General features: G+C 58.1%; 20 protein-coding genes and 2 tRNA genes. 18 read left to right on the top strand and 4 right to left on the bottom strand.

Annotation, left to right across the window (positions count from 1 at the left end; translation table 11 throughout):
- Positions 1–83 precede the first annotated feature (83 nt).
- Both carB and greA read left to right on the top strand, forming a co-directional pair.
- Entirely contained in the window at positions 84–3,305 is a 3,222-nt protein-coding gene (gene carB, locus JOE39_RS14935) for a carbamoyl-phosphate synthase large subunit (RefSeq protein WP_003340565.1), read from the top strand.
- Entirely contained in the window at positions 3,302–3,778 is a 477-nt protein-coding gene (gene greA, locus JOE39_RS14930) for a transcription elongation factor GreA (protein WP_003340567.1), read from the top strand. The genes carB and greA overlap by 4 nt, the downstream gene beginning before the upstream one ends.
- Before the next feature lie 79 nt (positions 3,779–3,857).
- On the opposite strand, the gene JOE39_RS14925 is transcribed toward greA, so the two are convergent.
- Positions 3,858–4,169: a YhbY family RNA-binding protein gene (locus JOE39_RS14925; RefSeq protein WP_003340569.1), complete on the bottom strand. Its 312-nt coding sequence runs from the start codon at positions 4,167–4,169 to the stop codon at positions 3,858–3,860.
- A gap of 103 nt (positions 4,170–4,272) precedes the next feature.
- Between JOE39_RS14925 and rlmE the strand changes: the two genes are divergently transcribed.
- From rlmE to JOE39_RS14845, 16 genes are all read left to right on the top strand, one after another.
- Positions 4,273–4,923 carry a 23S rRNA (uridine(2552)-2'-O)-methyltransferase RlmE gene (gene rlmE, locus JOE39_RS14920; protein ID WP_003313635.1) on the top strand — a complete coding sequence of 217 codons (651 nt, stop codon included), beginning with the start codon at positions 4,273–4,275 and terminating at the stop codon, positions 4,921–4,923.
- A 193-nt stretch (positions 4,924–5,116) separates the two neighbouring features.
- Positions 5,117–7,021 carry an ATP-dependent zinc metalloprotease FtsH gene (gene ftsH / locus JOE39_RS14915; RefSeq protein ID WP_003313633.1) on the top strand — a complete coding sequence of 635 codons (1,905 nt, stop codon included), beginning with the start codon at positions 5,117–5,119 and terminating at the stop codon, positions 7,019–7,021.
- 8 nt (positions 7,022–7,029) lie between these two features.
- Complete coding sequence (folP, locus tag JOE39_RS14910; RefSeq protein ID WP_004416153.1) at positions 7,030–7,881, top strand: dihydropteroate synthase; 852 nt, start codon at positions 7,030–7,032, stop codon at positions 7,879–7,881.
- A 16-nt stretch (positions 7,882–7,897) separates the two neighbouring features.
- Entirely contained in the window at positions 7,898–9,241 is a 1,344-nt protein-coding gene (gene glmM, locus JOE39_RS14905; protein ID WP_003395197.1) for a phosphoglucosamine mutase, read from the top strand.
- A gap of 66 nt (positions 9,242–9,307) precedes the next feature.
- Entirely contained in the window at positions 9,308–10,063 is a 756-nt protein-coding gene (tpiA, locus tag JOE39_RS14900) for a triose-phosphate isomerase (protein ID WP_096115825.1), read from the top strand.
- 4 nt (positions 10,064–10,067) lie between these two features.
- Positions 10,068–10,448, top strand: a complete 381-nt coding sequence (gene secG, locus JOE39_RS14895) for a preprotein translocase subunit SecG (RefSeq protein WP_003313628.1) — start codon at positions 10,068–10,070, stop codon at positions 10,446–10,448.
- A 45-nt stretch (positions 10,449–10,493) separates the two neighbouring features.
- A tRNA-Leu gene (locus JOE39_RS14890) sits at positions 10,494–10,579 on the top strand.
- Between the two features lie 95 nt (positions 10,580–10,674).
- Positions 10,675–10,751: transfer RNA gene (locus JOE39_RS14885), tRNA-Met, on the top strand.
- Positions 10,752–10,881: 130 nt separating this feature from the next.
- On the top strand, positions 10,882–11,340 hold the full coding sequence (rimP, locus tag JOE39_RS14880; protein ID WP_002555126.1) for a ribosome maturation factor RimP: 459 nt from the start codon (positions 10,882–10,884) through the stop codon (positions 11,338–11,340).
- Positions 11,341–11,399: 59 nt separating this feature from the next.
- Positions 11,400–12,881 (top strand): transcription termination factor NusA, encoded by a 1,482-nt coding sequence (nusA, locus tag JOE39_RS14875; protein WP_003340582.1) that lies wholly within the window; start codon positions 11,400–11,402, stop codon positions 12,879–12,881.
- A 27-nt stretch (positions 12,882–12,908) separates the two neighbouring features.
- Positions 12,909–15,437 (top strand): translation initiation factor IF-2, encoded by a 2,529-nt coding sequence (gene infB / locus JOE39_RS14870; RefSeq protein ID WP_024664112.1) that lies wholly within the window; start codon positions 12,909–12,911, stop codon positions 15,435–15,437.
- Positions 15,438–15,596: 159 nt separating this feature from the next.
- Positions 15,597–16,013, top strand: coding sequence for a 30S ribosome-binding factor RbfA (gene rbfA, locus JOE39_RS14865; RefSeq protein WP_003424544.1), 417 nt, complete (start codon positions 15,597–15,599; stop codon positions 16,011–16,013).
- Between the two features lie 3 nt (positions 16,014–16,016).
- A complete protein-coding gene (gene truB / locus JOE39_RS14860) occupies positions 16,017–16,934 on the top strand; it encodes a tRNA pseudouridine(55) synthase TruB (RefSeq protein WP_210078599.1) in 918 nt (305 codons plus the stop codon).
- A 159-nt stretch (positions 16,935–17,093) separates the two neighbouring features.
- Positions 17,094–17,363, top strand: a complete 270-nt coding sequence (gene rpsO, locus JOE39_RS14855) for a 30S ribosomal protein S15 (protein ID WP_002555121.1) — start codon at positions 17,094–17,096, stop codon at positions 17,361–17,363.
- A gap of 175 nt (positions 17,364–17,538) precedes the next feature.
- Positions 17,539–19,644, top strand: coding sequence for a polyribonucleotide nucleotidyltransferase (gene pnp, locus JOE39_RS14850; RefSeq protein ID WP_003340592.1), 2,106 nt, complete (start codon positions 17,539–17,541; stop codon positions 19,642–19,644).
- Positions 19,645–19,933: 289 nt separating this feature from the next.
- Positions 19,934–20,287, top strand: a complete 354-nt coding sequence (locus JOE39_RS14845; RefSeq protein ID WP_003313621.1) for a BON domain-containing protein — start codon at positions 19,934–19,936, stop codon at positions 20,285–20,287.
- Positions 20,288–20,433: 146 nt separating this feature from the next.
- Here JOE39_RS14845 and JOE39_RS14840 read toward each other — a convergent pair whose 3' ends face one another.
- From JOE39_RS14840 to JOE39_RS14830, 3 genes are all read right to left on the bottom strand, one after another.
- Positions 20,434–20,772: a DUF2845 domain-containing protein gene (locus JOE39_RS14840; RefSeq protein WP_198703474.1), complete on the bottom strand. Its 339-nt coding sequence runs from the start codon at positions 20,770–20,772 to the stop codon at positions 20,434–20,436.
- Entirely contained in the window at positions 20,769–23,753 is a 2,985-nt protein-coding gene (locus JOE39_RS14835; RefSeq protein ID WP_198703479.1) for a DUF748 domain-containing protein, read from the bottom strand. The genes JOE39_RS14840 and JOE39_RS14835 overlap by 4 nt, the downstream gene beginning before the upstream one ends.
- A gap of 123 nt (positions 23,754–23,876) precedes the next feature.
- Positions 23,877–24,893: a class I SAM-dependent methyltransferase gene (locus JOE39_RS14830; protein WP_004416162.1), complete on the bottom strand. Its 1,017-nt coding sequence runs from the start codon at positions 24,891–24,893 to the stop codon at positions 23,877–23,879.
- Positions 24,894–24,977 lie beyond the last annotated feature (84 nt).

The raw sequence follows: 24,977 nt of genomic DNA, 5'->3' as shown, positions 1-24,977 counted from the left end.
TGTCCGGTCGCTGCCGCCCAGGCCACCTCAGACAAATGTTCAAGACGGCTTGCCGACTGACCTGCGGATTTGAGTGACAACCCATGCCAAAACGTACAGATATTAAAAGCATCCTGATTCTCGGCGCCGGCCCCATCGTGATCGGCCAGGCCTGTGAATTCGACTACTCCGGCGCCCAGGCCTGCAAAGCTCTGCGTGAGGAGGGTTACCGTGTCATCCTGGTGAACTCCAACCCTGCCACCATCATGACCGACCCGGCCATGGCTGACGCCACCTACATCGAGCCGATCAAGTGGCAGACCGTTGCCAAGATCATCGAAAAAGAACGTCCGGACGCACTGCTGCCGACCATGGGCGGCCAGACGGCTCTGAACTGCGCACTGGATCTGGAGCGCGAAGGCGTTCTGGAGAAGTTCGGTGTTGAAATGATCGGCGCCAACGCTGACACCATCGACAAGGCAGAAGACCGTTCGCGCTTCGACAAGGCGATGAAGTCCATCGGCCTGGCGTGCCCGCGCTCCGGTATCGCGCACAGCATGGAAGAAGCCAACGCAGTTCTTGAAAAGCTCGGCTTCCCTTGCATCATCCGTCCGTCGTTTACCATGGGTGGCACCGGCGGCGGTATCGCTTACAACCGTGAAGAGTTCGAGGAAATCTGCGCCCGTGGTCTGGACCTGTCGCCAACCAAGGAACTGCTGATCGACGAATCGCTGATCGGCTGGAAAGAGTACGAAATGGAAGTTGTCCGCGACAAAAAGGACAACTGCATCATCGTCTGCTCGATCGAGAACTTCGACCCGATGGGTGTGCACACTGGTGACTCGATCACCGTAGCGCCGGCGCAGACCCTGACCGATAAGGAATACCAGATCCTGCGTAATGCCTCGCTGGCAGTGCTGCGCGAGATCGGCGTTGAAACCGGTGGTTCCAACGTTCAGTTCGGCATCTGCCCGAACACCGGCCGCATGGTCGTGATCGAAATGAACCCGCGCGTATCGCGTTCCTCTGCACTGGCTTCCAAGGCGACCGGCTTCCCGATCGCTCGCGTTGCCGCCAAGCTGGCAGTGGGCTACACCCTTGACGAGCTGTCGAACGAAATCACTGGCGGCAAGACCCCGGCGTCGTTCGAACCGTCGATCGACTACGTCGTCACCAAGCTGCCGCGCTTTGCCTTCGAGAAATTCGCCAAGGCCGATGCACGTCTGACCACTCAGATGAAGTCGGTCGGTGAAGTCATGGCCATCGGCCGTACCTTCCAGGAATCCCTGCAGAAAGCCCTGCGCGGCCTGGAAGTCGGTGTGTGCGGTCTTGATCCGAAGCTGGACCTGAGCCATCCGGAAAGCATGAGCACGCTCAAGCGCGAGCTGACTGTGCCGGGCGCCGAGCGTATCTGGTACGTCGCCGACGCCTTCCGCGCCGGCATGACGGTCGAAGAAATCTTCGCCATGAACATGATCGACCCTTGGTTCCTGGTGCAGATCGAAGACCTGATCAAGGACGAAGAGAAGATCAAGACCCTGGGTCTGTCGGCAATCGACCGTGACGTGATGTTCCGTCTCAAGCGCAAGGGCTTCTCCGACGCGCGTCTGGCCAAGCTGCTGGGCGTTACCGAGAAGAACCTGCGGACGCATCGTCACAAGCTCGAAGTGTTCCCGGTCTACAAGCGCGTCGACACCTGCGCAGCCGAGTTCGCAACCGACACCGCGTACCTTTACTCGACCTACGAGGAAGAGTGCGAAGCCAACCCGTCGACGCGTGACAAGATCATGATCCTGGGTGGCGGCCCGAACCGCATCGGCCAGGGTATCGAGTTCGATTACTGCTGTGTGCACGCCGCGCTGGCGCTGCGTGAAGACGGTTACGAGACCATCATGGTCAACTGCAACCCGGAAACCGTCTCCACCGACTACGACACCTCGGACCGTCTGTACTTTGAGCCTGTCACCCTGGAAGACGTGCTGGAAATCGTCCGTGTAGAGAAGCCGAAAGGTGTGATCGTCCAGTACGGTGGCCAGACGCCTCTGAAACTGGCGCGTGCTCTTGAAGCTGCCGGCGTGCCGATCATCGGCACCAGCCCTGATGCCATTGACCGTGCCGAAGACCGCGAGCGCTTCCAGCACATGGTCGAGCGTCTGAACCTGCGTCAGCCGCCAAACGCCACTGTGCGCAGCGAAGACGAAGCGATTCGTGCCGCAGCGAAGATCGGTTATCCACTGGTGGTGCGTCCGTCCTATGTACTGGGTGGCCGTGCGATGGAAATCGTTTACCAGGAAGACGAACTCAAGCGTTACCTGCGCGAAGCGGTTCAGGTGTCCAACGACAGCCCGGTGCTGCTGGACCACTTCCTGAACTGCGCAATCGAGATGGACGTCGATGCGGTCTGCGACGGCACTGACGTGGTGATCGGCGCGATCATGCAGCACATCGAGCAGGCGGGCGTTCACTCCGGTGACTCCGCGTGCTCGCTGCCGCCGTACTCGCTGCCGGCTCACATTCAGGACGAGATGCGCGAGCAGGTCAAGAAGATGGCGCTGGAACTGGGCGTTGTCGGCCTGATGAACGTGCAGCTGGCACTTCAGGGCGAAGACATCTACGTCATTGAAGTCAACCCGCGCGCATCGCGTACCGTGCCGTTCGTTTCCAAGTGCATCGGTGTTTCCCTGGCGATGATCGCTGCCCGCGTGATGGCAGGCAAAACCCTGAAAGAGCTGAACTTCACCAAGGAAATCATTCCGAACTTCTACAGCGTGAAAGAGGCAGTGTTCCCGTTTGCCAAATTCCCTGGCGTTGACCCGATCCTCGGCCCGGAAATGAAATCGACCGGTGAAGTGATGGGTGTGGGTGATACCTTTGGCGAAGCGTTTGCCAAGGCCCAGATGGGCGCGAGCGAAGTGCTGCCGACTGGCGGTACCGCGTTCATCAGCGTACGTGACGATGACAAGCCTCTGGTTGAAGCGGTCGCTCGTGACCTCATCAATCTTGGTTTCGAGATCGTTGCCACCGCAGGCACCGCCAAGCTGATCGAGGCGGCAGGCCTGAAAGTGCGTCGCGTCAACAAGGTGACCGAAGGCCGTCCGCATGTGGTCGACATGATCAAGAACGACGAAGTCACTCTGATCATCAACACCACCGAAGGTCGCCAGTCGATCGCGGATTCCTACTCCATTCGTCGCAACGCCCTGCAGCACAAGATTTACTGCACCACTACCATTGCAGCAGGCGAAGCGATCTGTGAAGCGCTCAAGTTCGGTCCGGAGAAGACCGTACGTCGTTTGCAGGATCTCCATGCAGGATTGAAGGCATGATCAAATACCCAATGACCGTCCAGGGCGCTCGCGCCCTGGAAGAAGAGCTGACCCACCTGACCAAGGTGATTCGTCCCAAGTTGAGCCAGGACATCGGTACTGCGCGCGAACTGGGCGACCTCAAGGAAAACGCCGAATACCATGCTGCCCGCGAGCAGCAGGGGATGGTCGAGGCGCGTATTCGTGATATCGAAGGCCGCATGCAGAACGCTGTGATCATCGACGTCACGACTATTCCGCACACCGGCAAGGTGATCTTCGGCACGACAGTCGAAATCGCCAATGTCGAGACTGACGAAAGCGTGGTCTATCAGATCGTGGGTGAGGACGAAGCAGATATCAAGAAAGGCAAGATTTCAGTGGGCTCGCCCATTGCCCGTGCCTTGATTGCCAAGGAAGAGGGTGATGTCGTTGTCGTGAAAACGCCAAGTGGCGTGATCGAGTACGAAATCGTCGAAGTGCGTCATATCTGATGCTGGCGCCCGTTTTTACGGGTGCTTTCAGCGGCAAAAAAGAGTCAGGGCTCGCTTTTGGCGGCCCTGACTTCTGTTTTTATCCGTGTGCGCGGTGGACGTTGGACAGTTGCTTGTTTACCTTTGGGTTCTTGCGATAGATCAACGCCATTTTGCCGATGACCTGGACCAGGTCGGCAGAACCGGCCTTGCACAGTTCTGCGATGGCACCGAGACGGCTTTCGCGGTCGAGGATGTTGAGCTTGATCTTGATCAGCTCATGATCGCTCAGTGCGCGTTCAAGCTCTGCAAGTACACCTTCAGTCAAACCATTGTCAGCCACGATCAATACCGGTTTCAGATGGTGGCCAATGGATTTGTATTGTTTCTTCTGCTCTGGAGTGAGCGGCATAATCTGACCTCTGCGTCTGATCTTTTAAAAGCGGCGGCCAGTTTACCCGAGCGAGTCCGGGACCGCCCAGTTAATCACGACTCGTTTATTTTTGAGGTGCCCCGTGGCCCGTTCCAAGACAAGCCATAACTGGCTCAAAGAACACTTCGACGACAAGTACGTCAAAATGGCACAGAAGGACGGTTACCGTTCGCGTGCCAGTTACAAGCTGCTAGAGATCCAGGAAAAGGACAAACTCATCCGTCCGGGCATGACCGTGATCGACCTCGGCGCGGCGCCGGGAGGCTGGTCGCAGGTGACCAGTCGTCTGATCGGCGGTCAAGGTCGTCTGATCGCTTCCGACATCCTTGAAATGGACAGCATCCCCGATGTGACCTTCATTCAGGGGGATTTTACCGAGGATGCGATTCTTGAGCAGATACTCGAGGCAGTCGGTAATACGCAGGTAGACCTTGTGATTTCCGATATGGCCCCCAATATGAGTGGATTGAGCGCTGTAGATATGCCGCGTGCAATGTTTCTCTGCGAATTGGCGCTCGATCTTGCTGGTCGGGTACTGCGTCCCGGTGGCGATTTTCTGATCAAGGTCTTCCAGGGTGAAGGCTTCGATGTCTACCACAAGGATATCCGCAAGCTGTTCGACAAGGTGCAGATGCGCAAGCCGTCGTCGTCCCGCGACAGGTCCCGCGAGCAATACCTGCTGGCTCGCGGCTTCCGCGGCATTGATGGCGCGGCCAGCATCGAACGTTTTTGACAAGGCGCGATAGCTTTTTTCAAATGGCGTTACCGATGCAGCATGACTGAACATTATGTTGTCAAAGTTTCACAAAGGGTTACAGACGGTGTCTGCCGTATCTGTAGGTTCTGTAGTAAGTTAGGCCGGTGAATATCATGCGAGGCACGCTTGCTGCGTGGAGCTTGCTTCAGAGGGTAGCTAATTGAACGATATGGCAAAGAATTTGATCCTGTGGTTGATCATCGCGGCTGTCCTTGTGACGGTGATGAACAACTTCTCCAGCCCGAACGAGCCGCAGAACCTCAACTATTCCGAGTTCATCCAGCAGGTCAAGGATGGCAAGGTCGAGAAGGTTTCTGTTGACGGCTACGTCATTACGGGCAAGCGCAGCGATGGCGACACCTTCAAGACCATCCGCCCGAACATCCCGGACAATGGCCTGATCGGTGATCTGGTCAGCAACAACGTCGTGATCGAAGGCAAGCAGCCTGAGCAGCAGAGCATCTGGACCCAGTTGCTGGTGGCCAGCTTCCCGATACTGGTGATCATCGCGGTGTTCATGTTCTTCATGCGTCAGATGCAGGGCGGGGCGGGCGGCAAGGGCGGCCCGATGAGCTTCGGCAAGAGCAAGGCGCGTCTGTTGTCAGAAGATCAGGTCAAGACGACCCTGGCTGACGTTGCCGGTTGCGACGAAGCCAAGGAAGAAGTCGGCGAACTGGTCGAATTCCTCCGCGATCCGGGCAAGTTCCAGCGCCTGGGCGGTCGTATTCCGCGCGGCGTGCTGATGGTCGGCCCTCCAGGTACTGGTAAGACGCTGATCGCCAAGGCCATTGCCGGCGAAGCGAAGGTCCCGTTCTTCACGATTTCCGGTTCCGACTTTGTCGAAATGTTCGTGGGTGTTGGTGCGAGCCGCGTTCGCGACATGTTCGAGCAAGCCAAGAAACACGCGCCATGCATCATCTTCATCGACGAAATCGACGCAGTCGGTCGCCATCGTGGCGCCGGCATGGGCGGTGGTCATGACGAGCGTGAGCAGACTCTCAACCAGTTGCTGGTCGAGATGGACGGTTTTGAAATGAATGACGGCATCATCGTGATTGCCGCTACCAACCGTCCTGACGTGCTGGATCCGGCTCTGCTGCGTCCGGGTCGGTTCGACCGTCAGGTAGTTGTAGGTCTGCCGGACATTCGTGGCCGTGAGCAGATCCTCAAGGTTCACATGCGCAAAGTGCCAATGGGTGAAGACGTCAACCCGGGCGTTATCGCTCGTGGTACGCCGGGCTTCTCCGGTGCGGATCTGGCCAATCTGGTCAACGAAGCGTCGCTGTTCGCTGCTCGCTCCGGCAAGCGCGTTGTAGAGATGAAAGAGTTCGAGCTGGCCAAGGACAAGATCATGATGGGCGCCGAGCGCAAATCGATGGTCATGTCCGATAAGGAAAAGCGCAACACGGCTTACCACGAGGCGGGTCACGCTATCGTTGGTCGTCTGGTGCCAGAGCATGATCCGGTCTACAAGGTTTCCATCATTCCGCGCGGTCGTGCGCTGGGTGTGACGATGTTCCTGCCTGAAGAGGACCGTTACAGCCTGTCCAAGCGTGCGTTGATCAGCCAGATCTGCTCGCTGTATGGTGGTCGTATTGCTGAAGAGATGACTCTGGGCTTCGATGGCGTCACAACCGGTGCCTCCAATGACATCATGCGTGCCAGCCAGATTGCCCGGAACATGGTCACCAAGTGGGGTCTGTCTGAAAAGCTCGGCCCGCTGATGTACTCGGAAGATGAAGATGCAGGTTACCTGGGTCGCGGCGGCAGCCAGAACTCCAGTGTTTCCGGCGATACTGCCAAGCTTATCGACTCCGAAGTGCGCAGCATCATCGACCACTGCTATGGCACCGCCAAGCAGCTGTTGACGGATAATCGCGACAAGCTGGAAGCGATGGCCGACGCGCTGATGAAGTACGAAACCATTGATGCCGACCAGATCGACGACATCATGACCGGTCGTACTCCGCGCGAGCCGCGTGACTGGGGTGGTGGTTCGGGTACCAACGGTACGCCGATCACGCCTGACCCTCGTCCGGAAACTCCGATTGGCGGCCCTGCCGCCGAGCACTAAGGTCTGACATGACATCTGCGCTGTACCCAACCCGGTTGCCTTGCGGCAACCGGGTTCTTGATTTGGCCCATACGCACGTGATGGGCATCCTCAACGCAACCCCAGACTCATTTTCCGATGGCGGCCGCTACAGCCAGCTCGATGCGGCGCTGCGTCACGCCGAGGCAATGGTGCAGGCTGGCGCGACGCTTATCGATGTCGGTGGCGAGTCAACGCGTCCGGGCGCGCGTCCTGTCTCTGCGTCGGAAGAGGTCGAGCGTGTGGCTCCGCTGGTCGAGGTCATCGCGCGCGAACTGGATGTGATCATCTCTGTGGATACCTCCACCCCTGAGGTCATGCTGGCGACGGCTGGACTGGGTGCCGGGCTTATCAACGACGTTCGCGCGCTGCAGCGCCCAGGCGCGCTTGAGGCGGCCGCAAGCACCGGTTTGCCGGTCTGTCTCATGCATATGCTGGGCGAGCCCGGAACCATGCAGAATGACCCGCACTACGATGACCTGGTGGGCGAGGTCTGTGCCTTCCTGGCTGAGCGCATGAAGCAGTGCGTCGCTGCAGGAATCGGTCAGCAGCAGATCATTCTTGATCCGGGCTTTGGCTTTGCCAAGACACTGGAGCACAATCTGAGCCTGTTCAAGCATATGGAAGCGCTGCATGCGCTCGGCCGCCCTTTGCTGGTGGGTGTTTCGCGCAAGAGCATGATCGGTGCTGTGCTGGGGCGTCCCGTCGATCAGCGTCTATCCGGCGGGCTGGCCCTGGCGGCTTTGGCGATGGCCAAAGGGGCAAGAATTCTACGTGTGCATGATGTCGCCGAAACGGCTGACGTGGTGCGCATGATCGCAGCTGTCGAAGCAGCTGAATAACAACAGTGGGGCATCCATGACTACCAGAAAATATTTCGGAACCGACGGCATTCGCGGTCGTGTAGGGCAATTCCCGATCACTCCCGAGTTCATGCTGAAACTGGGTTGGGCTGCCGGCATGGCTTTCCGCAAGATGGGCGCCTGCCGGATTCTCGTCGGCAAGGACACGCGCATCTCCGGCTACATGTTCGAGTCTGCCCTCGAGGCCGGCCTCTCCGCTGCGGGCGCTGACGTTCTCTTGCTGGGGCCGATGCCGACACCGGCCATCGCCTACCTGACACGTACCTTCCATGCCGAGGCTGGCATTGTCATCAGCGCCTCGCATAATCCGCACTACGACAACGGCATCAAGTTCTTCTCCGGTCAGGGCACCAAGCTGCCTGACGAGATCGAAATGATGATCGAAGAGCTGCTTGACGCACCGATGACCGTGGCTGAGTCCGAGAACCTCGGCAAGGTCTCGCGGATCAACGATGCGGCCGGGCGTTACATCGAATTCTGCAAAAGCAGCGTGCCTACCAGCACCGACTTCGCCGGCCTCAAGGTCGTCATCGACTGCGCTCACGGTGCGACTTACAAGGTAGCGCCCAACGTATTTCGTGAGCTGGGCGCGCAGGTCGTGGTGCTTTCCGCGCAACCTGACGGGCTCAACATCAACAAGGACTGTGGCTCCACGCACATGGAAGCCCTGCAGGCGGCCGTGCTTGCCGAGCATGCGGACATGGGCATCGGTTTCGACGGTGACGGCGACCGCGTGTTGATGGTTGATCACACCGGGACCATCGTCGATGGCGACGAATTGCTTTACATCATCGCCCGCGACCTGCATGAGCGGGGTCGCTTGCAGGGCGGCGTCGTCGGCACATTGATGAGCAACCTCGGGCTTGAACTGGCCCTGGCCGAGCAGGGTATTCCTTTTGTTCGGGCCAATGTCGGTGACCGCTATGTGATCGCCGAGCTGCTAGAGCGCAACTGGCAGATAGGCGGTGAAAACTCCGGTCATATCGTCTGTTTCCAGCACGCCACCACCGGTGATGCGATTATTGCCTCGTTGCAGGTAATACTGGCCCTGCGTCGCAGTGGTGTGAGCCTGGCCGAAGCGCGTCTGAAATTGCGCAAATGTCCGCAAATCCTGATCAACGTACGCTTCGCCGGGTCGGGTGTTGACCCGGTCTCGCATCCGTCGGTCCAGGAGGCCTGCGCTCGCGTCACCGAGCAGATGGCCGGGCGTGGCAGGGTACTGCTGCGCAAATCGGGTACCGAGCCGCTGGTGCGCGTCATGGTCGAAGGCGAGGACGAAACGCAGGTCAGGGCGTACGCCGAAGAACTCGCAAAACTGGTTACTGAAGTTTGCGCCTGATTTCGGCTTGCCAGTGTCGGAACTGTTGGGTAACATCTGCGCCCACTTTGACCCACGAGGTGTAGTATGCGTCGCCCAATGGTAGCTGGTAACTGGAAAATGCACGGTACCCGCGCCAGCGTCGCTGAGCTGATCGAGGGTTTGTGCAAGCAGTCTTTGCCAGGCAGCGTCGATATCGCCGTAATGCCTGCCAGTCTGTTTACTTGTCAGGTAGTCGAAGGGCTCAAGGCAACGTCGATCATCGTTGGTGCGCAGGATGCAGCCATTCAGGCTGAGCAGGGCGCGCTGACGGGTGAAGTTGCATCGAGCCAGCTGGCTGATGCAGGTTGCAAACTGGTACTTGTCGGGCACTCCGAGCGTCGTCAGTTGATTGGCGAGCAGGATGATGTTCTGAACAAGAAGTTTGCGGCGATTCAGGCGAAAGGTCTGACACCTGTGCTTTGCGTAGGTGAAACGCTGGAAGAGCGCAAGGCGGGGCAAACGCTTGAAGTGGTAGGGCGTCAGCTGAACAGTGTCATCGCCGAGTTTGGCGTCAGCGCACTGGTCAACGCTGTTATTGCTTACGAGCCGGTCTGGGCCATTGGCACCGGATTGACTGCTTCGCCTCAGGAAGCCCAGGAAGTGCACGCAGCAATCCGTGCGCAACTGGCACAAGAGAATGCCGAAGTCGCACAAGGCGTGCGACTTCTCTATGGCGGCAGCGTGAAGGCGGCCAATGCGGTCGAGCTCTTCAGCATGCCGGATATCGATGGGGGGCTCATTGGTGGAGCTTCCCTGAATGCAGATGAGTTCGGTGCGATCTGTCGCGCCGCGGGAAACTGAAAAAATGCTGGAAACAGTCGTAATCGTTTTTCACCTGTTGGGCGCTCTGGGCGTTGTCGCTCTGGTATTGCTGCAGCAGGGTAAAGGTGCCGACGCAGGCGCGTCGTTCGGAGCAGGTGCATCAAATACTGTCTTCGGAGGTCAAGGAACCTCTACCTTTCTCAGTAAGTTTACTGCTATACTTGCGGCATGTTTTTTCATAACCAGCTTGGGGTTAGGCTACTTTGCTAAAGAGAAAGCTCAACAGCTGACTCAAGTAGGTTTGCCAGACCCTGCAGTACTGGAAGTGAAGCAAAAGCCGGCAGCAGATGATGTGCCGGTTCTCGAAGGGCAAAAGCCAGCCGCTGTTCCAGCTGACGTACCTCAAGCCCCAGAGAAGAAGTAATACAGAATTCGGCGATGTTCGTGAGGTCGCCAAAAGAGTTGTAATGCCGAGGTGGTGGAATTGGTAGACACGCAACCTTGAGGTGGTTGTGCCCATAGGGTGTAGGGGTTCGAGTCCCCTTCTCGGTACCAATTAACAGGAGAGCCCGCACTAGCGGGCTTTCTTGTAGGTGGATGTTGGATTGACCCAGCAATGGATCGGTCGTATACTTCCGCCCCAGCTTTGTCGCGGGGTGGAGCAGTTTGGTAGCTCGTCGGGCTCATAACCCGAAGGTCGTTGGTTCAAATCCAGCCCCCGCAACCAGTTTTAGCGGAGCCCCTTTTAAGGGGCTTTTTGTTAGCTGGACAGTACATGACGTCGATGTTCAGCGGCGTTTTCAGGGATGGGCTTTTGCCCATTTTTTTATTTCTAAAGCATGCACGAGGGGGTTCAGGTGTCGAGCAAGCTAGAACAGTTGCAGGACTTGTTGGCCCCAGTGGTCGTGGCCCTTGGCTACCAATGCTGGGGAATCGATTTCAGTTCCCAGGGCAAGCATTCGGTGCTGCGCATTTATATCGACAAGGAAGGGGGCGTTCTGGTCGACGACTGTGCAATCGTCAGTCGCCAGATCAGCGGTGTATTGGACGTAGAAGATCCAATCAGCACCGAGTACACCCTCGAAGTATCTTCTCCTGGCATGGAGCGCCCGCTGTTCACTATTGAGCAGTTTGCTTCGTACGCCGGGGAACAAGTGAAAATAAAGCTGCGTTCACCTTTCGAAGGTCGACGCAACTTTCAAGGCCTTCTCCGCGGGGTGGAGGAGCAGGATGTCGTGGTGCAGGTTGAAGACCATGAGTTCCTGTTGCCGATCGACATGATCGACAAGGCCAACATTATTCCCACGTTTGACTGAGACGTGCCGGTTACTGCGGATCCCGCGGATCCAATGGCTTGCGAAAGGCGAGGCGTACGATGAGCAAAGAAGTACTGCTGGTTGTTGAGTCGGTGTCCAATGAAAAGGGCGTTCCGGCAAGTGTCATTTTTGAAGCGCTGGAGCTGGCTCTGGCCACTGCTACCAAGAAACGTTTTGAAGATGAAGTAGAATTGCGTGTAGAGATCAATCGCCAGACAGGCAACTACGAGACTTTCCGTCGCTGGACAGTTGTCGAAGACGAAGATCTGGACGATCCTGCTTACGAATTGGCCGTGGATCAGGCCCAGGCGAAAAAGCCGGGTGCTGTTGCCGGCGACCTGATCGAAGAAAAAATCGATTCCATCGAATTCGGTCGTATCGCTGCGCAGACCGCCAAGCAAGTCATTGTGCAGAAAGTTCGCGAAGCCGAGCGTGCTCAGGTAGTCGACGCCTACCGCGAGCGTCTGGGTGAAATCATTTCTGGTACTGTTAAAAAGGTTACGCGTGACAATGTCATCGTTGACCTGGGTAACAATGCCGAAGCCTTGCTGGCTCGTGAAGACATCATTTCCCGGGAAACTTTCCGGGTCGGTGTTCGCGTCCGTGCTCTGCTGAAGGAAATTCGCACCGAAAACCGTGGCCCTCAGCTGATCCTGTCGCGTACTGCGCCAGAGATGCTGATCGAGCTTTTCCGCATTGAAGTGCCGGAAATTGCCGAAGGTCTGATCGAGGTGATGGCTGCCTCCCGTGACCCGGGCTCTCGTGCGAAAATCGCTGTTCGCTCCAAGGATAAACGAATCGACCCGCAAGGTGCCTGTATCGGCATGCGCGGTTCGCGAGTTCAGGCTGTTTCCGGCGAGCTGGGTGGCGAGCGTGTGGATATCGTTCTTTGGGACGATAACCCGGCGCAGTTCGTGATCAATGCAATGTCCCCTGCAGAAGTAGCGGCAATCATCGTAGATGAAGACGCGCATGCAATGGATATCGCAGTGGGAGCGGACAACCTGGCCCAGGCTATTGGTCGTGGCGGTCAGAACGTGCGTCTGGCAAGTCAGCTGACTGGCTGGACCCTGAACGTAATGACCGAATCGGACATCCAGGCCAAGCAGCAAGCTGAAACCGGTGACATCCTGCGCAATTTCATCGAAGAACTCGAAGTCGATGAAGAATTGGCACAGGTGCTGGTTGATGAAGGCTTCACCAGCCTGGAAGAGATTGCCTACGTACCGTTGGAAGAAATGCTCAACATCGACGGCTTTGACGAAGACATCGTCAACGAGCTTCGCGCTCGTGCCAAGGATCGTTTGTTGACTAAAGCCATCGCTACAGAGGAAAAGCTGGCAGACGCCCATCCGGCCGAAGACCTGCTCTCGCTTGAGGGTATGGACAAGGATTTGGCGATGGAACTGGCGGTGCGCGGCGTAATTACCCGCGAAGACCTGGCCGAGCAGTCTATAGATGACCTGCTCGACATCGACGGCATTGACGATGATCGTGCCGGCAAGTTGATCATGGCCGCCCGAGCCCACTGGTTCGAGTAATTGGGCGCGGCCTGAGGAGAGAAGTGCATGACGCAAGTCACGGTGAAAGAACTGGCCAAAGTGGTCGACACACCGGTAGAGCGCCTGTTACAGCAGATGCGTGAGGCAGGTCTGCCGCACACCGCCGCCGAGCAAGTTGTGACCGATAACGAAAAACAAGCCTTGTTGACGCACTTGAAAAGCGGTCACAAGGCCAAGGTGGAAGAGCCTCGCAAGATTACCTTGCAGCGCAAAACCACCAGCACCCTGCGAGTTGCTGGCAGCAAGAGCATCAGCGTTGAAGTGCGCAAGAAGAAAGTCTTTGTGCAGCGTAGCCCGGAAGAGATCGAAGCCGAGCGCAAGCGCGAGATGGACGAACGCCGTGCGGTAGAAAACGCCGCTCGTCAAAAGGCTGAAGAAGAAGCCAAGCGTCGCGCTGAAGAAGATGCGCGCAATCAGCCTGCTGCCAGCCAGCCTGCTTCGGCTGCTGCCGAGCCTGTTGCCGCCGCCGAGCCTGTGCGCGAAGCATCGCCAGCAGCTGCTGCTCCGGCACCGGCCAGCGCAGCGCCTTCTGCCGATGCTCGCAAGCGTGACGAACAACGTCGCCCTGACAAGCCTCGTGCTGACGACCGCAACGCCCGTGGTGGCGACGGCGAGCGTAAAAACGCTCCGCATCGCGCTTCGGTCAAGGAGAAGGCTCCGGCCCCTCGCGTTGCTCCTCGCACTACCGACGAAGAAAGCGACAGCTTCCGTCGTGGTGGTCGTGGCAAGGGCAAGCTGAAGAAGCGTAACGCGCATGGTTTCCAGAGCCCTACCGGCCCGGTCATCCGTGACGTGGCCATTGGCGAGACCATCACTGTCGGCGAATTGTCGGCACAGATGTCGGTCAAGGCTGCTGAAGTCATCAAGTTCATGTTCAAGATGGGCACCCCGGTGACCATCAACCAGGTACTGGATCAGGAAACTGCCCAGTTGATCGCCGAAGAGCTGGGCCACAAGGTCACGCTGGTCAGCGACAACGCCCTGGAAGATTCCCTGGCCGAATCGCTGAAGTTCGAAGGTGAGTCGTTCTCCCGTGCACCGGTTGTGACCGTAATGGGCCACGTCGACCACGGTAAGACCTCGCTGCTCGACTACATCCGTCGTGCCAAGGTTGCAGCTGGCGAAGCCGGCGGCATCACCCAGCATATCGGTGCCTACCACGTTGAAACCGAACGCGGCATGGTCACGTTCCTCGACACCCCTGGTCACGCTGCGTTTACCGCCATGCGTGCCCGCGGTGCCAAGGCAACGGATATCGTGATTCTGGTTGTTGCAGCTGACGACGGCGTGATGCCTCAGACCATCGAAGCTGTTCAGCATGCTGTTGCGGCTGGCGTTCCGCTGGTTGTTGCGGTGAACAAGATCGACAAGCCTGGTGCTGACCTCGATCGTATCCGCAGCGAGCTGTCGGTCCATGGCGTGACGTCCGAAGAGTGGGGCGGTGATACGCCTTTCGTTTCGGTCTCCGCGAAGATGGGTACTGGCGTCGACGAATTGCTGGAAGCTGTTCTGCTGCAGGCCGAAGTCCTGGAACTCAAGGCAACCCCGTCGGCCCCTGGTCGTGGTGTTGTTGTCGAGTCCCGTCTGGACAAGGGCCGTGGTCCGGTCGCTACTGTTCTGGTTCAGGACGGTACGCTGCGTCAGGGCGACATGGTTCTGGTCGGTTCGAACTTCGGCCGCATCCGCGCCATGCTCGACGAGAACGGCAAGCCGGTCAAAGAAGCAGGTCCTTCCATCCCTGTCGAGATCCTCGGCCTGGACGGTACACCGGACGCTGGCGACGAGATGAGCGTGCTGTCGGACGAGAAGAAAGCCCGTGAAGTGGCTCTGTTCCGTCAAGGCAAGTTCCGCGAAGTCAAACTGGCCCGTGCTCACGCTGGCAAGCTGGAAAACATCTTCGAGAACATGGGTCAGGCAGAGAAGAAGACGCTCAACATCGTCCTCAAATCTGACGTACGCGGTTCCCTCGAAGCGTTGAACGGCGCCTTGAACGGCCTGGGTAACGACGAAGTGCAAGTGCGCGTGGTCGGTGGCGGTGTCGGTGGTATCACCGAGAGCGACGCCAACCTGGCACTGGCCTCCAACGCTGTACTGTTCGGCTTCAACGTGCGTGCCGACGCTGGCGCGCGCAAGATCGTCGAGCAGGAAGGTCTGGATATGCGTTACTACAACGTGATCTACGACATCATCGAAGACGTCAAGAAAGCCCTTACCGGCATGCTTGGCAGCGACGTCCGGGAGAATATCCTGGGTATCGCCGAAGTCCGCGATGTGTTCCGTTCGCCGAAATTCGGCGCGATCGCAGGGTGTATGGTTCTGGAAGGCACTGTCTACCGTAACCGTCCGATTCGTGTTCTGCGCGAAGACATCGTTATCTTTGAAGGCGAGCTGGAATCCCTGCGCCGCTTCAAGGACGACGCTGCCGAAGTACGTGCAGGCATGGAATGCGGTATCGGCGTCAAGAGCTACAACGACGTCAAGGTCGGTGACAAGATCGAAGTCTTCGAGAAGGTCCAAGTGGCTCGCAGCCTCTAAATCGCGAGCTTCAGGAGTCATGGTGGAAGCCTTGCATGTAAATGCTCTGCTTTCCTCATGGGCTCTAAACGCAACGCCCGGTCTGGCAAGTGTCAGGTCGGGCGTTTGCCGCTTTCAGACTGTCAGGGTTTGGTCCCGGATCAGTAACAGGTAACAAGCATGGCAAAAGAATACAGCCGTACCCAACGTATCGGCGATCAGATGCAGCGCGAACTGGCGCAGCTGATCCGTCGCGAAATCAAGGACCCACGCGTGGGTCTGGTCACCATCACCGCCGTAGACGTCAGCCGTGACGTCGGTCATGCGAAGATTTTCATGACCGTCATGGGCCAGGACAGCGCGGAAGAAATCGCGCAGACCATCAAGGTGCTCAACGCTGCTGCAGGTTTCCTGCGTATGCAGTTGGCCCGTGAGATGAAGTTGCGCAGCGTGCCTCAACTGCATTTCCACTATGACGAAAGCGTCGTGCGTGGCGCGCATCTCTCGGCACTGATCGAGCGTGCCGTGGCAGAAGACGGCCAGCATCAGGAAGGCCCTGCATCGCCGGATGCAAAGCCTGAAAGTACCGAGGAATAAAGAGTGGCTCAGGTCAAGCGTATACGCCGCAATGTCAGCGGGATCATCCTGCTCGACAAGCCACTGGGTTTCACTTCCAACGCCGCTCTGCAAAAGGTTCGCTGGCTGCTCAATGCCGAGAAAGCCGGGCACACCGGCAGCCTTGATCCTCTGGCAACGGGCGTTCTGCCGTTGTGCTTTGGTGAAGCGACCAAGTTCTCTCAGTACCTGCTCGATTCGGACAAGTCCTACGAGACCCTGGCGCAACTCGGTAAAACCACTACCACTGCCGACTCCGAAGGCGAGGTTCTGCTCACGCGTCCGGTGACCGTTGGTCGTGACGATATTGAAGCGGTTCTGCCGCATTTTCGCGGACAAATCAGTCAGATACCTCCCATGTACTCGGCCCTCAAGCGTGATGGCCAGCCACTTTACAAGCTGGCGCGTGCAGGGGAAGTAGTGGAGCGCGAGCCCCGTTCTGTTATTATTGCGCGCCTGGAATTACTTGCTTGCGAAGGTGACACAGCACGTCTGTCCGTCGATTGCAGCAAAGGCACCTATATCCGCACGCTGGTCGAGGATATCGGTGAGAAGCTTGGTTGTGGTGCTTATGTCGCAGAGCTGCGTCGTACCCAGGCCGGGCCTTTCACGCTGGCTCAGACAGTGACGCTGGAAGAGCTCGAGCAGGTGCATGCCGACGGCGGCAATGAAGCGGTTGACCGTTTCCTGATGCCATCGGACAGCGGTCTGCTGGACTGGCCGCTGTTGAAGTTTTCGGAACACAGTTCGTTTTACTGGTTGCATGGTCAGCCAGTACGCGCGCCGGACGCACCGAAATTCGGTATGGTTCGCGTGCAGGATCACGAAGGTCGCTTCATCGGTATCGGTGAAGTCGCCGAAGACGGGCGCATTGCGCCGCGTCGCCTGATTCGGTCAGAGTGACCGAAACCAGTCCAGCCGTCGGCTTGCCGGCGAGTGGGGTGGAACGAGGATGGCTGTCAACAGGCACGGTCATACCTCATTTTTTAATACGAGGATCTGTCCTCGGCCTGTTGGAAACGTTTCTCCGGAAACGCTTCCTTGCACAAAAGGATTGCCCACATGGCACTCAGCGTTGAAGAAAAAGCTCAGATCGTAACCGACTACCAGCAAGCTGTTGGTGATACTGGTTCGCCAGAAGTGCAAGTTGCACTGCTGACCGCCAACATCAACAAACTGCAAGGCCACTTCAAGGCCAACGGTAAGGACCACCACTCGCGTCGTGGTCTGATCCGTATGGTAAACCAGCGTCGCAAGCTGCTGGATTACCTGAAAGGTAAGGACGTTAGCCGTTACAGCGCCCTGATCGGTCGTCTGGGTCTGCGTCGCTAATAACGACGTTGCTAGAGGTTGGTTGTCTGTCACGATCCGTCGGGTTTTCCCGGTGGTTCTGGCAGGCTCCCAGCCTCAAGTTTTATCTGGGCTGTGGAAGGGGCCGATTCCCCACGCTGCCCAAGAATTCGCAAGAAACCAGTTCCCCAAGAGCCACAAAGAAAGGTAGGAAACCGTGAACCCGGTAATCAAAAAGTTTCAGTTCGGTCAATCGACCGTAACCCTCGAGACAGGCCGTATCGCCCGTCAAGCCTCTGGTGCAGTATTGGTCACCGTTGACGACGACGTCAGCGTACTCGTGACTGTGGTCGGCGCCAAACAGGCTGACGCTGGCAAAGGCTTCTTCCCTCTGTCCGTGCACTATCAGGAAAAAACCTACGCTGCCGGCAAGATTCCTGGTGGTTTCTTCAAGCGTGAAGGCCGTCCTTCCGAGAAAGAAACCCTGACTTCGCGCCTGATCGACCGTCCGATCCGCCCGTTGTTTCCAGAAGGCTTCATGAACGAAGTGCAGGTTGTCTGCACCGTCGTCTCCACCAGCAAGAAAATCGATCCGGACATCGCTGCGATGATCGGTACTTCGGCTGCCCTGGCCATCTCCGGTATCCCGTTTGACGGTCCGGTCGGTGCTGCCCGCGTTGCTTTCCACGAAAGCACCGGCTACCTGTTGAACCCTACTTACGAGCAGCTGCAGGCTTCGAGCCTGGACATGGTCGTTGCCGGTACTTCCGAAGCCGTTCTGATGGTTGAGTCGGAAGCCAAAGAGCTCACCGAAGACCAGATGCTGGGCGCTGTGCTGTTCGCGCATGACGAGTTCCAGGTCGTGATCAACGCCATCAAGGAACTGGCTGCCGAAGCCGCCAAGCCTACATGGGCCTGGCAGCCTAAGCCTGAAGCGACTGAACTGCTGAGCGCTATCCGCTCCGAGTTCGGCGAAGCGATCTCCCAGGCTTACACCATCACCGTCAAAGCCGACCGTTATGCGCGTCTGGGCGAACTGAAAGATCAGATCGTTGCCAAACTGGCCGTAGAAGAAGGCAGCCCGTCTGCCAGCGAAGTCAAAGCCGCTTTCGGCGAAATCGAATACCGCACCGTTCGCGAAAACATCGTTAACGGCAAGCCGCGTATCGATGGCCGTGATACCCGCACCGTTCGTCCTCTGAACATCGAAGTCGGCGTTCTGCCAAAGACTCACGGTTCGGCACTGTTCACCCGTGGCGAAACTCAGGCGCTGGTCGTTGCCACGCTGGGTACTGCACGTGACGCACAGCTGCTCGATACCCTCGAAGGCGAGAAAAAAGACCCCTTCATGTTGCACTACAACTTCCCTCCGTTCTCGGTGGGCGAGTGTGGTCGCATGGGCGGCGCAGGTCGTCGTGAAATCGGTCACGGCCGTCTGGCCCGTCGCAGTGTCCAGGCCATGCTGCCAGGCGCTGACGTGTTCCCGTACACCATCCGTGTCGTGTCGGAAATCACCGAGTCCAACGGCTCCAGCTCCATGGCTTCGGTCTGCGGTGCTTCCCTGGCTCTGATGGACGCTGGTGTGCCGATGAAGGCGCCGGTTGCCGGTATCGCCATGGGTCTGGTCAAGGAAGGCGAGAAGTTCGCGATTCTGACCGACATCCTGGGTGACGAAGACCACCTGGGTGACATGGACTTCAAGGTAGCCGGTACCTCCAAGGGTGTTACCGCGCTGCAGATGGACATCAAGATCAAAGGCATCACCGAAGAAATCATGGAGATCGCCCTGGGCCAGGCCCTGGAAGCTCGCCTGAACATCCTCGGCCAGATGAACCAGATCATCGGTCAGTCGCGTAACGAACTGTCGGCCAACGCTCCGACCATGATCGCGATGAAGATTGACACCGACAAGATCCGTGACGTGATCGGCAAGGGGGGCGCGACCATCCGTGCCATCTGCGAAGAGACCAAGGCTTCGATCGACATCGAAGACGACGGCTCGATCAAGATCTTCGGCGAGTCCAAGGAAGCGGCTGAGGCAGCACGTCAGCGCGTTCTGGGCATCACCGCAGAAGCGGAAATCGGCAAGATCTACGTCGGCAAGGTTGAGCGCATCGTCGATTTCGGCGCATTCGTCAACATCCTGCCGGGCAAGGATGGTCTGGTTCACATCTCGATGCTGAGCGATGCTCGCGTAGAGAAAGTGACCGACATCCTCAAGGAAGGTCAGGAAGTCGAAGTACTGGTACTGGACGTGGATAACCGCGGCCGTATCAAGCTGTCGATCAAGGACGTAGCCGCGGCGAAAGCATCGGGCGTCTGATTGATCTGAGCGGCATGTGAAAAAGGGACTCTTCGGAGTCCTTTTTTTATGAGCGCAATTAGAGGCTTACACATGGAGCATGCAAACTGCTCGGTGCAAACATGCATCTTGCAAGCCCGGGTTTGCATGAACGGGCAATCTGCACGACTCAGCAAAATAACTAAAAAGTTAAGCAGTTGATTTTAAACGTTATTTTCACTAGCTTGCTTTTGGCACACCGCTTGCGATATACCAGTTAACCCTGCCACCACATGCTGGTGCAGATTTTGAGAAAAACAGGAGTTATCGTATGAAGAAGTTCGCTATTGCCGCTGCTACCGCTACTGCCCTGACTCTGACCATGGCCAACGCTGCTTTCGCACAGACCTCGGCCCAAGCGCCAATGGTTCTGGCAGCTAACACCACTACTCAAGAAGTCAAAGAAGATACTTCTGATACCTGGATCACCACCAAAGTCAAAGCCGACCTGCTGACCGAAAAAGGCATCCCAGGCTCGGACATCAAGGTTGAGACCAACAAAGGCGTGGTTTCCCTGTCCTCCATGGTAAAAGTGACTGAAGCTCAGAAAACTACTGCCGTCGCTATCGCCAAGAAAATCAAAGGCGTTAAAGACGTATCGGCTGCTGGCCTGAAAGCCGAGTAATCGAATACTGCTCATGAACAGCCGCAGTCATTGATTGATGGAAGGTTCATGCGAGGCTACAAGGATGTAGCCATTAAAGGCCCCGACTGAAGAGTCGGGGCCTTTTCTATGGGCGCTACGAAACAGATCAAGGGAAGCAGGGGGCATCAGTTGCGGCGTTTGCTCTCGATGCCCACCAGGCGCCCGCCTTCGAAGCGCAGGTACTGATACATGCCGTTATCAGGACCGTATATCCACTCCTCGATCCTCACGGCTTCGGACCTTCGATAATTGCTATTGAAGATTTCCTGAGTGCCGAGCACTTCCTGGCTGACCGGTTCGCCGCACTTCTGCTGGACTTCGAACGCCCGGTCACCGGTGCTGACCAGTTGGCTGCCGCAACGCAGGGTCGAACTGGCATACGCTGATGCGACAACTGACCCGGCCATGGCGGCGAGGGTCAGGTTGATCAGTCGTTTGATTCGGGTGTGTGCCAAAGGCTTCATTCGCTGTCGAGGTGGAGGGGGCTGATGACTTTACCATCCGGTTGGGCCTGGCCCAGTTGCGCGTCGACGAAGTACACGCGAGCGTCTTCGAGCTTGCCCTTGTCCACCAGGTAATCCTTGATGCTGCTGGCTCTGCTCTGGCCCAGTTCGCGCAGCAGCACCTCGTTGCTGCTCCAGAACTTGAGTACGGCGGCACGCATCTGGGCAGCACGTTGTTCCTTGCCCAGACTGGTCCATTCAGCGGGCGGTTGCTGTTTCAGGCGTGTCCTGTAGATACCTTCGAGCATAGGCGTCTTTTCCTCTTCCGGGACCTCTATCAAGCCGGCCTTGGCTGGAACCTTGTCGCCGCGTCGCTGGAGGATCTTGTAATACGTGTACTGGTATTCGCGTTCCAGCCTTTGCTGGGCGATCAATGGACCGTCACTGCTGGCGGCGCTGGTGCCTTCGATCTCCAGTTTCAGGTCCGGACGCTCCTTGAGCGCTACCGAGAGTTTGTCCAGAGCCTTTTGCGCCTCTGCCGACAAGTCACTGGAGCCTGGCACGAAACTTACGCTGCCGAGGTCCTCGGAGCTTCCACCGGCAACCAGCCCGCCGAGCATCTTGAACGGGGCCTGCGCGGCACGCAGCACCAGATTGCGCAGGGTCTGCCAGACAATCGGCATGACGCTGAACTGCGGGTTGTTCAGGTCGCCTTCGATTGGCAGCTCCAAGGAAATACGCCCCTTGGTATCCTTAAGCAGCGCGACCGCCAGACGAATAGGCAGGTCCAGCGCATCCGGGCTGTCGACCCGCTCACCCAGTTGCAACTGCTCCACCAGCACCTTGTTCTGGGCCTTGAGCTGACCCTTGGTGATCAGGTAGTGCAGGTCGAGATTGAGCCGGCCCTTGCGGATCCGGAAGCCTGCGAATTTGCCGGAGTAAGGGGTCAGGTTGGTCAGCTCGACGCGCTTGAAGCTGGTGGTGATATCCAGGCTGGCCATCGGGTCGAACGGGTTGAGGCTGCCCTTGATGGTCACCGGCGCATAGCGGTCGACCTTGCCCTCGATGTCCACCGGTGCCGGTGTAGGCTTGCGGTTGTCGATGGTGCCGATACGACCGTTAAGCTGCTGCACGGCGGTGGCGAAGTTGGGGGTCAGGGTCATGTCGGCAAAGTTTGCCGAGCCGTTGTTGATATTCACTTCACCCACGTAGATCGCCAGCGGGTTTTCCTTCTTGCCTGCGGCTTGGGTTTTGGCTGCCTTTGGCTGGGCGGCGGTCTTGCCAGTAGCTGCGTCGGCTGGCTGCGGGATCAACAGATCATCGATGTTGGTGGTCCGGTCCTCATTGATCATAAAGCGCGCGTAGGGCTGATCCATGTTCACTTTGGCAATCGACAGGCCCTTGCCGTGCTGGTAGTCCAGGCCCTCCAGCGCCAGTTGCTGCCACTTCAGGAAGTCGCGCTGTTTGAGCGTATCCAGCGTGTGCAACTGATTGACCTGCGCTTTACCAGTGACGTTGAACGCCAGTGGCTCGGTGCTTTTCAGGTCGAGCGCCAGATCGCTGCCGAGCATGCCGCTGCGCAGCTCCAGACGAATGAACGGGCTGATATAGGCCTGGGCGAGGCGCAGGTCGATGTCGCGAGTGGTTACGTTGAGGCGTGCGCTGACCGGGTTGAGGTTCACGTCACCGGCGGCAGTGAGATTGCCCTGTTTGCCCAGCCCGGTCTCCAGCTTGAGCGTGAAGGGCGCCTTGTTCAGGCTGTCGAAGTTCTGGATGTCCAGATTCAGCGGGCCAACGTCCAGCGCGACCGGCTCTTGAGGCACGCGATCTGCCAGATGGACCATGTAGTTGCGCAACTGCACATCACGCAACAGGACTTGCCAGGGTTTGCTCTGCGCCACGGGTTGAGCGCTGGCTTTGGCGGTGGTCTCGGTGGCCGGGGCTGGCTCAGCGGCTTTTTCGTCCACGGCTGGGGTGTGCGCTGCTGCGGGCTTGCGCGCTTGGCTGGCGAACAGTTTTTGCCAGTCCAGTTGCCCGTCGGCTTCACGCGCGGCCCAGGTTTCCAGCTTCTGGCTGCGCACCTTGCCTACGGTAACCAGCTGCTTTGCGAGGTCGACCGATGTTTCGCTGACGTCCAGGCGTTGCAGGCGTACCAGTGGGCGACCATCGGGAGCGTTGAGCACAAAAGGCGCGACACTGGCCGACACGTTGGTCAACTTCAGCTCGGTTTCCTTGGACAGGTTCAATGTGTAGGCCGTGCTGAAATTCAGCACGCCGTCCTCGAGCGCCAGCGGCAAGGCATCACGCACATAAGGCCACCACAGCTTCATCTTGCTGTCAGTGACTTTCAGCGTGCCCTCGGAGGCGATCGGGATCAGGCTGATACGGCCGACCCAGTCGATCTGCCCACCGTCCGGCCCCGCTGCGACCAGGGTCATGTCGGCGTTGTCTTCAGGCAGAGTGCTGAGGTTCTTGAGCTCGAAATCCAGCGCGTCGTAGAGAAACTCGATGGGCTGGCTGGGGCGCAGGTCCTGGAAGTGAACGTAGCCTCCCGCCAGTTTGATTTCGTCGATACGCAGTGGGAATGGCTTAGTGGCGGGTTCGTCCTTTGCCGGTTCGCTGGCGGGCAGCTTGAACAGTTGTGCCAGATTGAGCTTGCCCTGTTTGTCGAACAGCAGCTCGGTGCGCGGTTTGATCAGCTCGACGCGTTGCAGATGCAGAGCCCGCGTCCACAGACTGTTGATTTGCAGATTGGCATAAAGCTTTTCAAACGCGACCTGCTCCTTCCCCGGCGTGCCGATGTTCAGGCCCCAAAGTGTCAGCTCCAGGGTGAAGGGGTTGAATTCCAGGCGTTCGAGCTTTGCTGGCACCGTGGCGTAATTGGCCAGTTGCTGGTTCGCGATCCGCAGAGCGACGCCGGGAAGAATGAAAAATCCCAGCAAACTGTAGAGCGCGATCACAGCCAGCAGGGAGCCGAGTGTGCGTTTCAATCCTCTGGACATGGGCAGCGGCGTCTCTCTCTTTTGGAAGCCCTTGGAGTATGGCATGCCTGTTCGGTTCCGAAGGCACTGCCATCGCGGCTTGTAGGAACTTTCCGGTTGTACTTTACGATAGCAAGCGCCGGATCAGAGTTGCAGAATCAGCGTTTTCAGCGGCGGTTGATTATCCTGAGACGGGAAGTCTGCGGCGGGACGCATCTCCTGGCAGTCGCGTACCGGACGCCCAGCCTTGGTGGCGCAGCGCAGTACCTGCTCACGCCAGTCCTGCATGCTGACTTTCGCCAGATTGTTGCAGCAGATCAGCACACCATCGTCCGCCGTGGTCAACAGCGCAGGTTTGAGCAGGCTTTGATAGTCGCGCAGCAAATCAACGGTGCCGAATGCGCTCTTGGCCCAGGCCGGTGGGTCGAGCAGGACCAGATCATATTGACGCTGTTGCAGTTTCACGTAGCTGGGCAATTGCTGGCTGCGGCGTGCAGCAATGGGCAGGCCGGCCAACTGGCGGATTGCCGGAAAATAATCCGACTGGATGAATTGCATGGGTGGCAGTTGCGGATTGAGCGCACCATTCTCGCGACCCACCGCCAGATTGCCCTCGGCGAAGTCCAGATTGCACACTTCACTCGCGCCACCGGCCGCAGCACTCAGACCGACGCCGCAGGTGTAGGCGAACAGGTTCAGCACGCTTTTGCCGGCGCTGTGCTGCTTGACCCAGCCGCGTGTGTTGCGCAGGTCCAGAAACAATAGTGGGTCCTGGCCTGCATGTCGGCCGCGGACTCGGTAATTGAGCCCCCATTCGTGGCCGACATGATCGGCCAGCGCCGCTTCTTCAGCCTTGTACACGGTGTCATGGCGATCCACGCGCGAGTTGCCTTGCGAGCGATCGTTATAGACCAGCAGGGTGTCCAGGCTCAGGCGCGTGTTGACCTGTTCATGCAGCGCCAGCAGGGCATCGCGATCCAGGCGGGAGTGAAAGCTCTGCACCAGCAATTGCGGGCCGTAGCGGTCGATGGTCAGCCCGCTGGCACCCTCTTGGCTGCCGTGAAACAGTCGATAGCAGTCCGTGCCCTGCCCATGCAATTGGTCAAGCAGCCCCTGGCGATTGTCGAGGGCGACGCTGAGCGCCTGATTCAAGGAAGACATGCTGAGCGCCTCGGGCTGGAATAAGGCGCGGGAGTTTACCAGTTACCGGGCGCCGGAAGTTTTTGAAGTCTGCCATGCGCTTGA

Source organism: Pseudomonas sp. PvP100 (assembly GCF_017833055.1).
In the GTDB taxonomy this organism is placed as follows: domain Bacteria; phylum Pseudomonadota; class Gammaproteobacteria; order Pseudomonadales; family Pseudomonadaceae; genus Aquipseudomonas; species Aquipseudomonas syringae.
Note: the sequence above shows the minus strand (reverse complement) of the source record. Positions and strands in the feature narration are given on the sequence as shown.

Bases quoted from the DNA above. Each gene is read 5' to 3' on its own strand.
- carB (WP_003340565.1), top strand. From the start codon at position 84: ATGCCAAAACGTACAGATATTAAAAGCATCCTGATTCTCGGCGCCGGC.
- greA (WP_003340567.1), top strand. From the start codon at position 3,302: ATGATCAAATACCCAATGACCGTCCAGGGCGCTCGCGCCCTGGAAGAA.
- JOE39_RS14925 (WP_003340569.1), bottom strand. From the start codon at position 4,169: ATGCCGCTCACTCCAGAGCAGAAGAAACAATACAAATCCATTGGCCAC.
- ftsH (WP_003313633.1), top strand. From the start codon at position 5,117: ATGGCAAAGAATTTGATCCTGTGGTTGATCATCGCGGCTGTCCTTGTG.
- folP (WP_004416153.1), top strand. From the start codon at position 7,030: ATGACATCTGCGCTGTACCCAACCCGGTTGCCTTGCGGCAACCGGGTT.
- glmM (WP_003395197.1), top strand. From the start codon at position 7,898: ATGACTACCAGAAAATATTTCGGAACCGACGGCATTCGCGGTCGTGTA.
- tpiA (WP_096115825.1), top strand. From the start codon at position 9,308: ATGCGTCGCCCAATGGTAGCTGGTAACTGGAAAATGCACGGTACCCGC.
- secG (WP_003313628.1), top strand. From the start codon at position 10,068: ATGCTGGAAACAGTCGTAATCGTTTTTCACCTGTTGGGCGCTCTGGGC.
- nusA (WP_003340582.1), top strand. From the start codon at position 11,400: ATGAGCAAAGAAGTACTGCTGGTTGTTGAGTCGGTGTCCAATGAAAAG.
- infB (WP_024664112.1), top strand. From the start codon at position 12,909: ATGACGCAAGTCACGGTGAAAGAACTGGCCAAAGTGGTCGACACACCG.
- rbfA (WP_003424544.1), top strand. From the start codon at position 15,597: ATGGCAAAAGAATACAGCCGTACCCAACGTATCGGCGATCAGATGCAG.
- rpsO (WP_002555121.1), top strand. From the start codon at position 17,094: ATGGCACTCAGCGTTGAAGAAAAAGCTCAGATCGTAACCGACTACCAG.
- JOE39_RS14845 (WP_003313621.1), top strand. From the start codon at position 19,934: ATGAAGAAGTTCGCTATTGCCGCTGCTACCGCTACTGCCCTGACTCTG.
- JOE39_RS14840 (WP_198703474.1), bottom strand. From the start codon at position 20,772: ATGAAGCCTTTGGCACACACCCGAATCAAACGACTGATCAACCTGACC.
- JOE39_RS14835 (WP_198703479.1), bottom strand. From the start codon at position 23,753: ATGTCCAGAGGATTGAAACGCACACTCGGCTCCCTGCTGGCTGTGATC.
- JOE39_RS14830 (WP_004416162.1), bottom strand. From the start codon at position 24,893: ATGTCTTCCTTGAATCAGGCGCTCAGCGTCGCCCTCGACAATCGCCAG.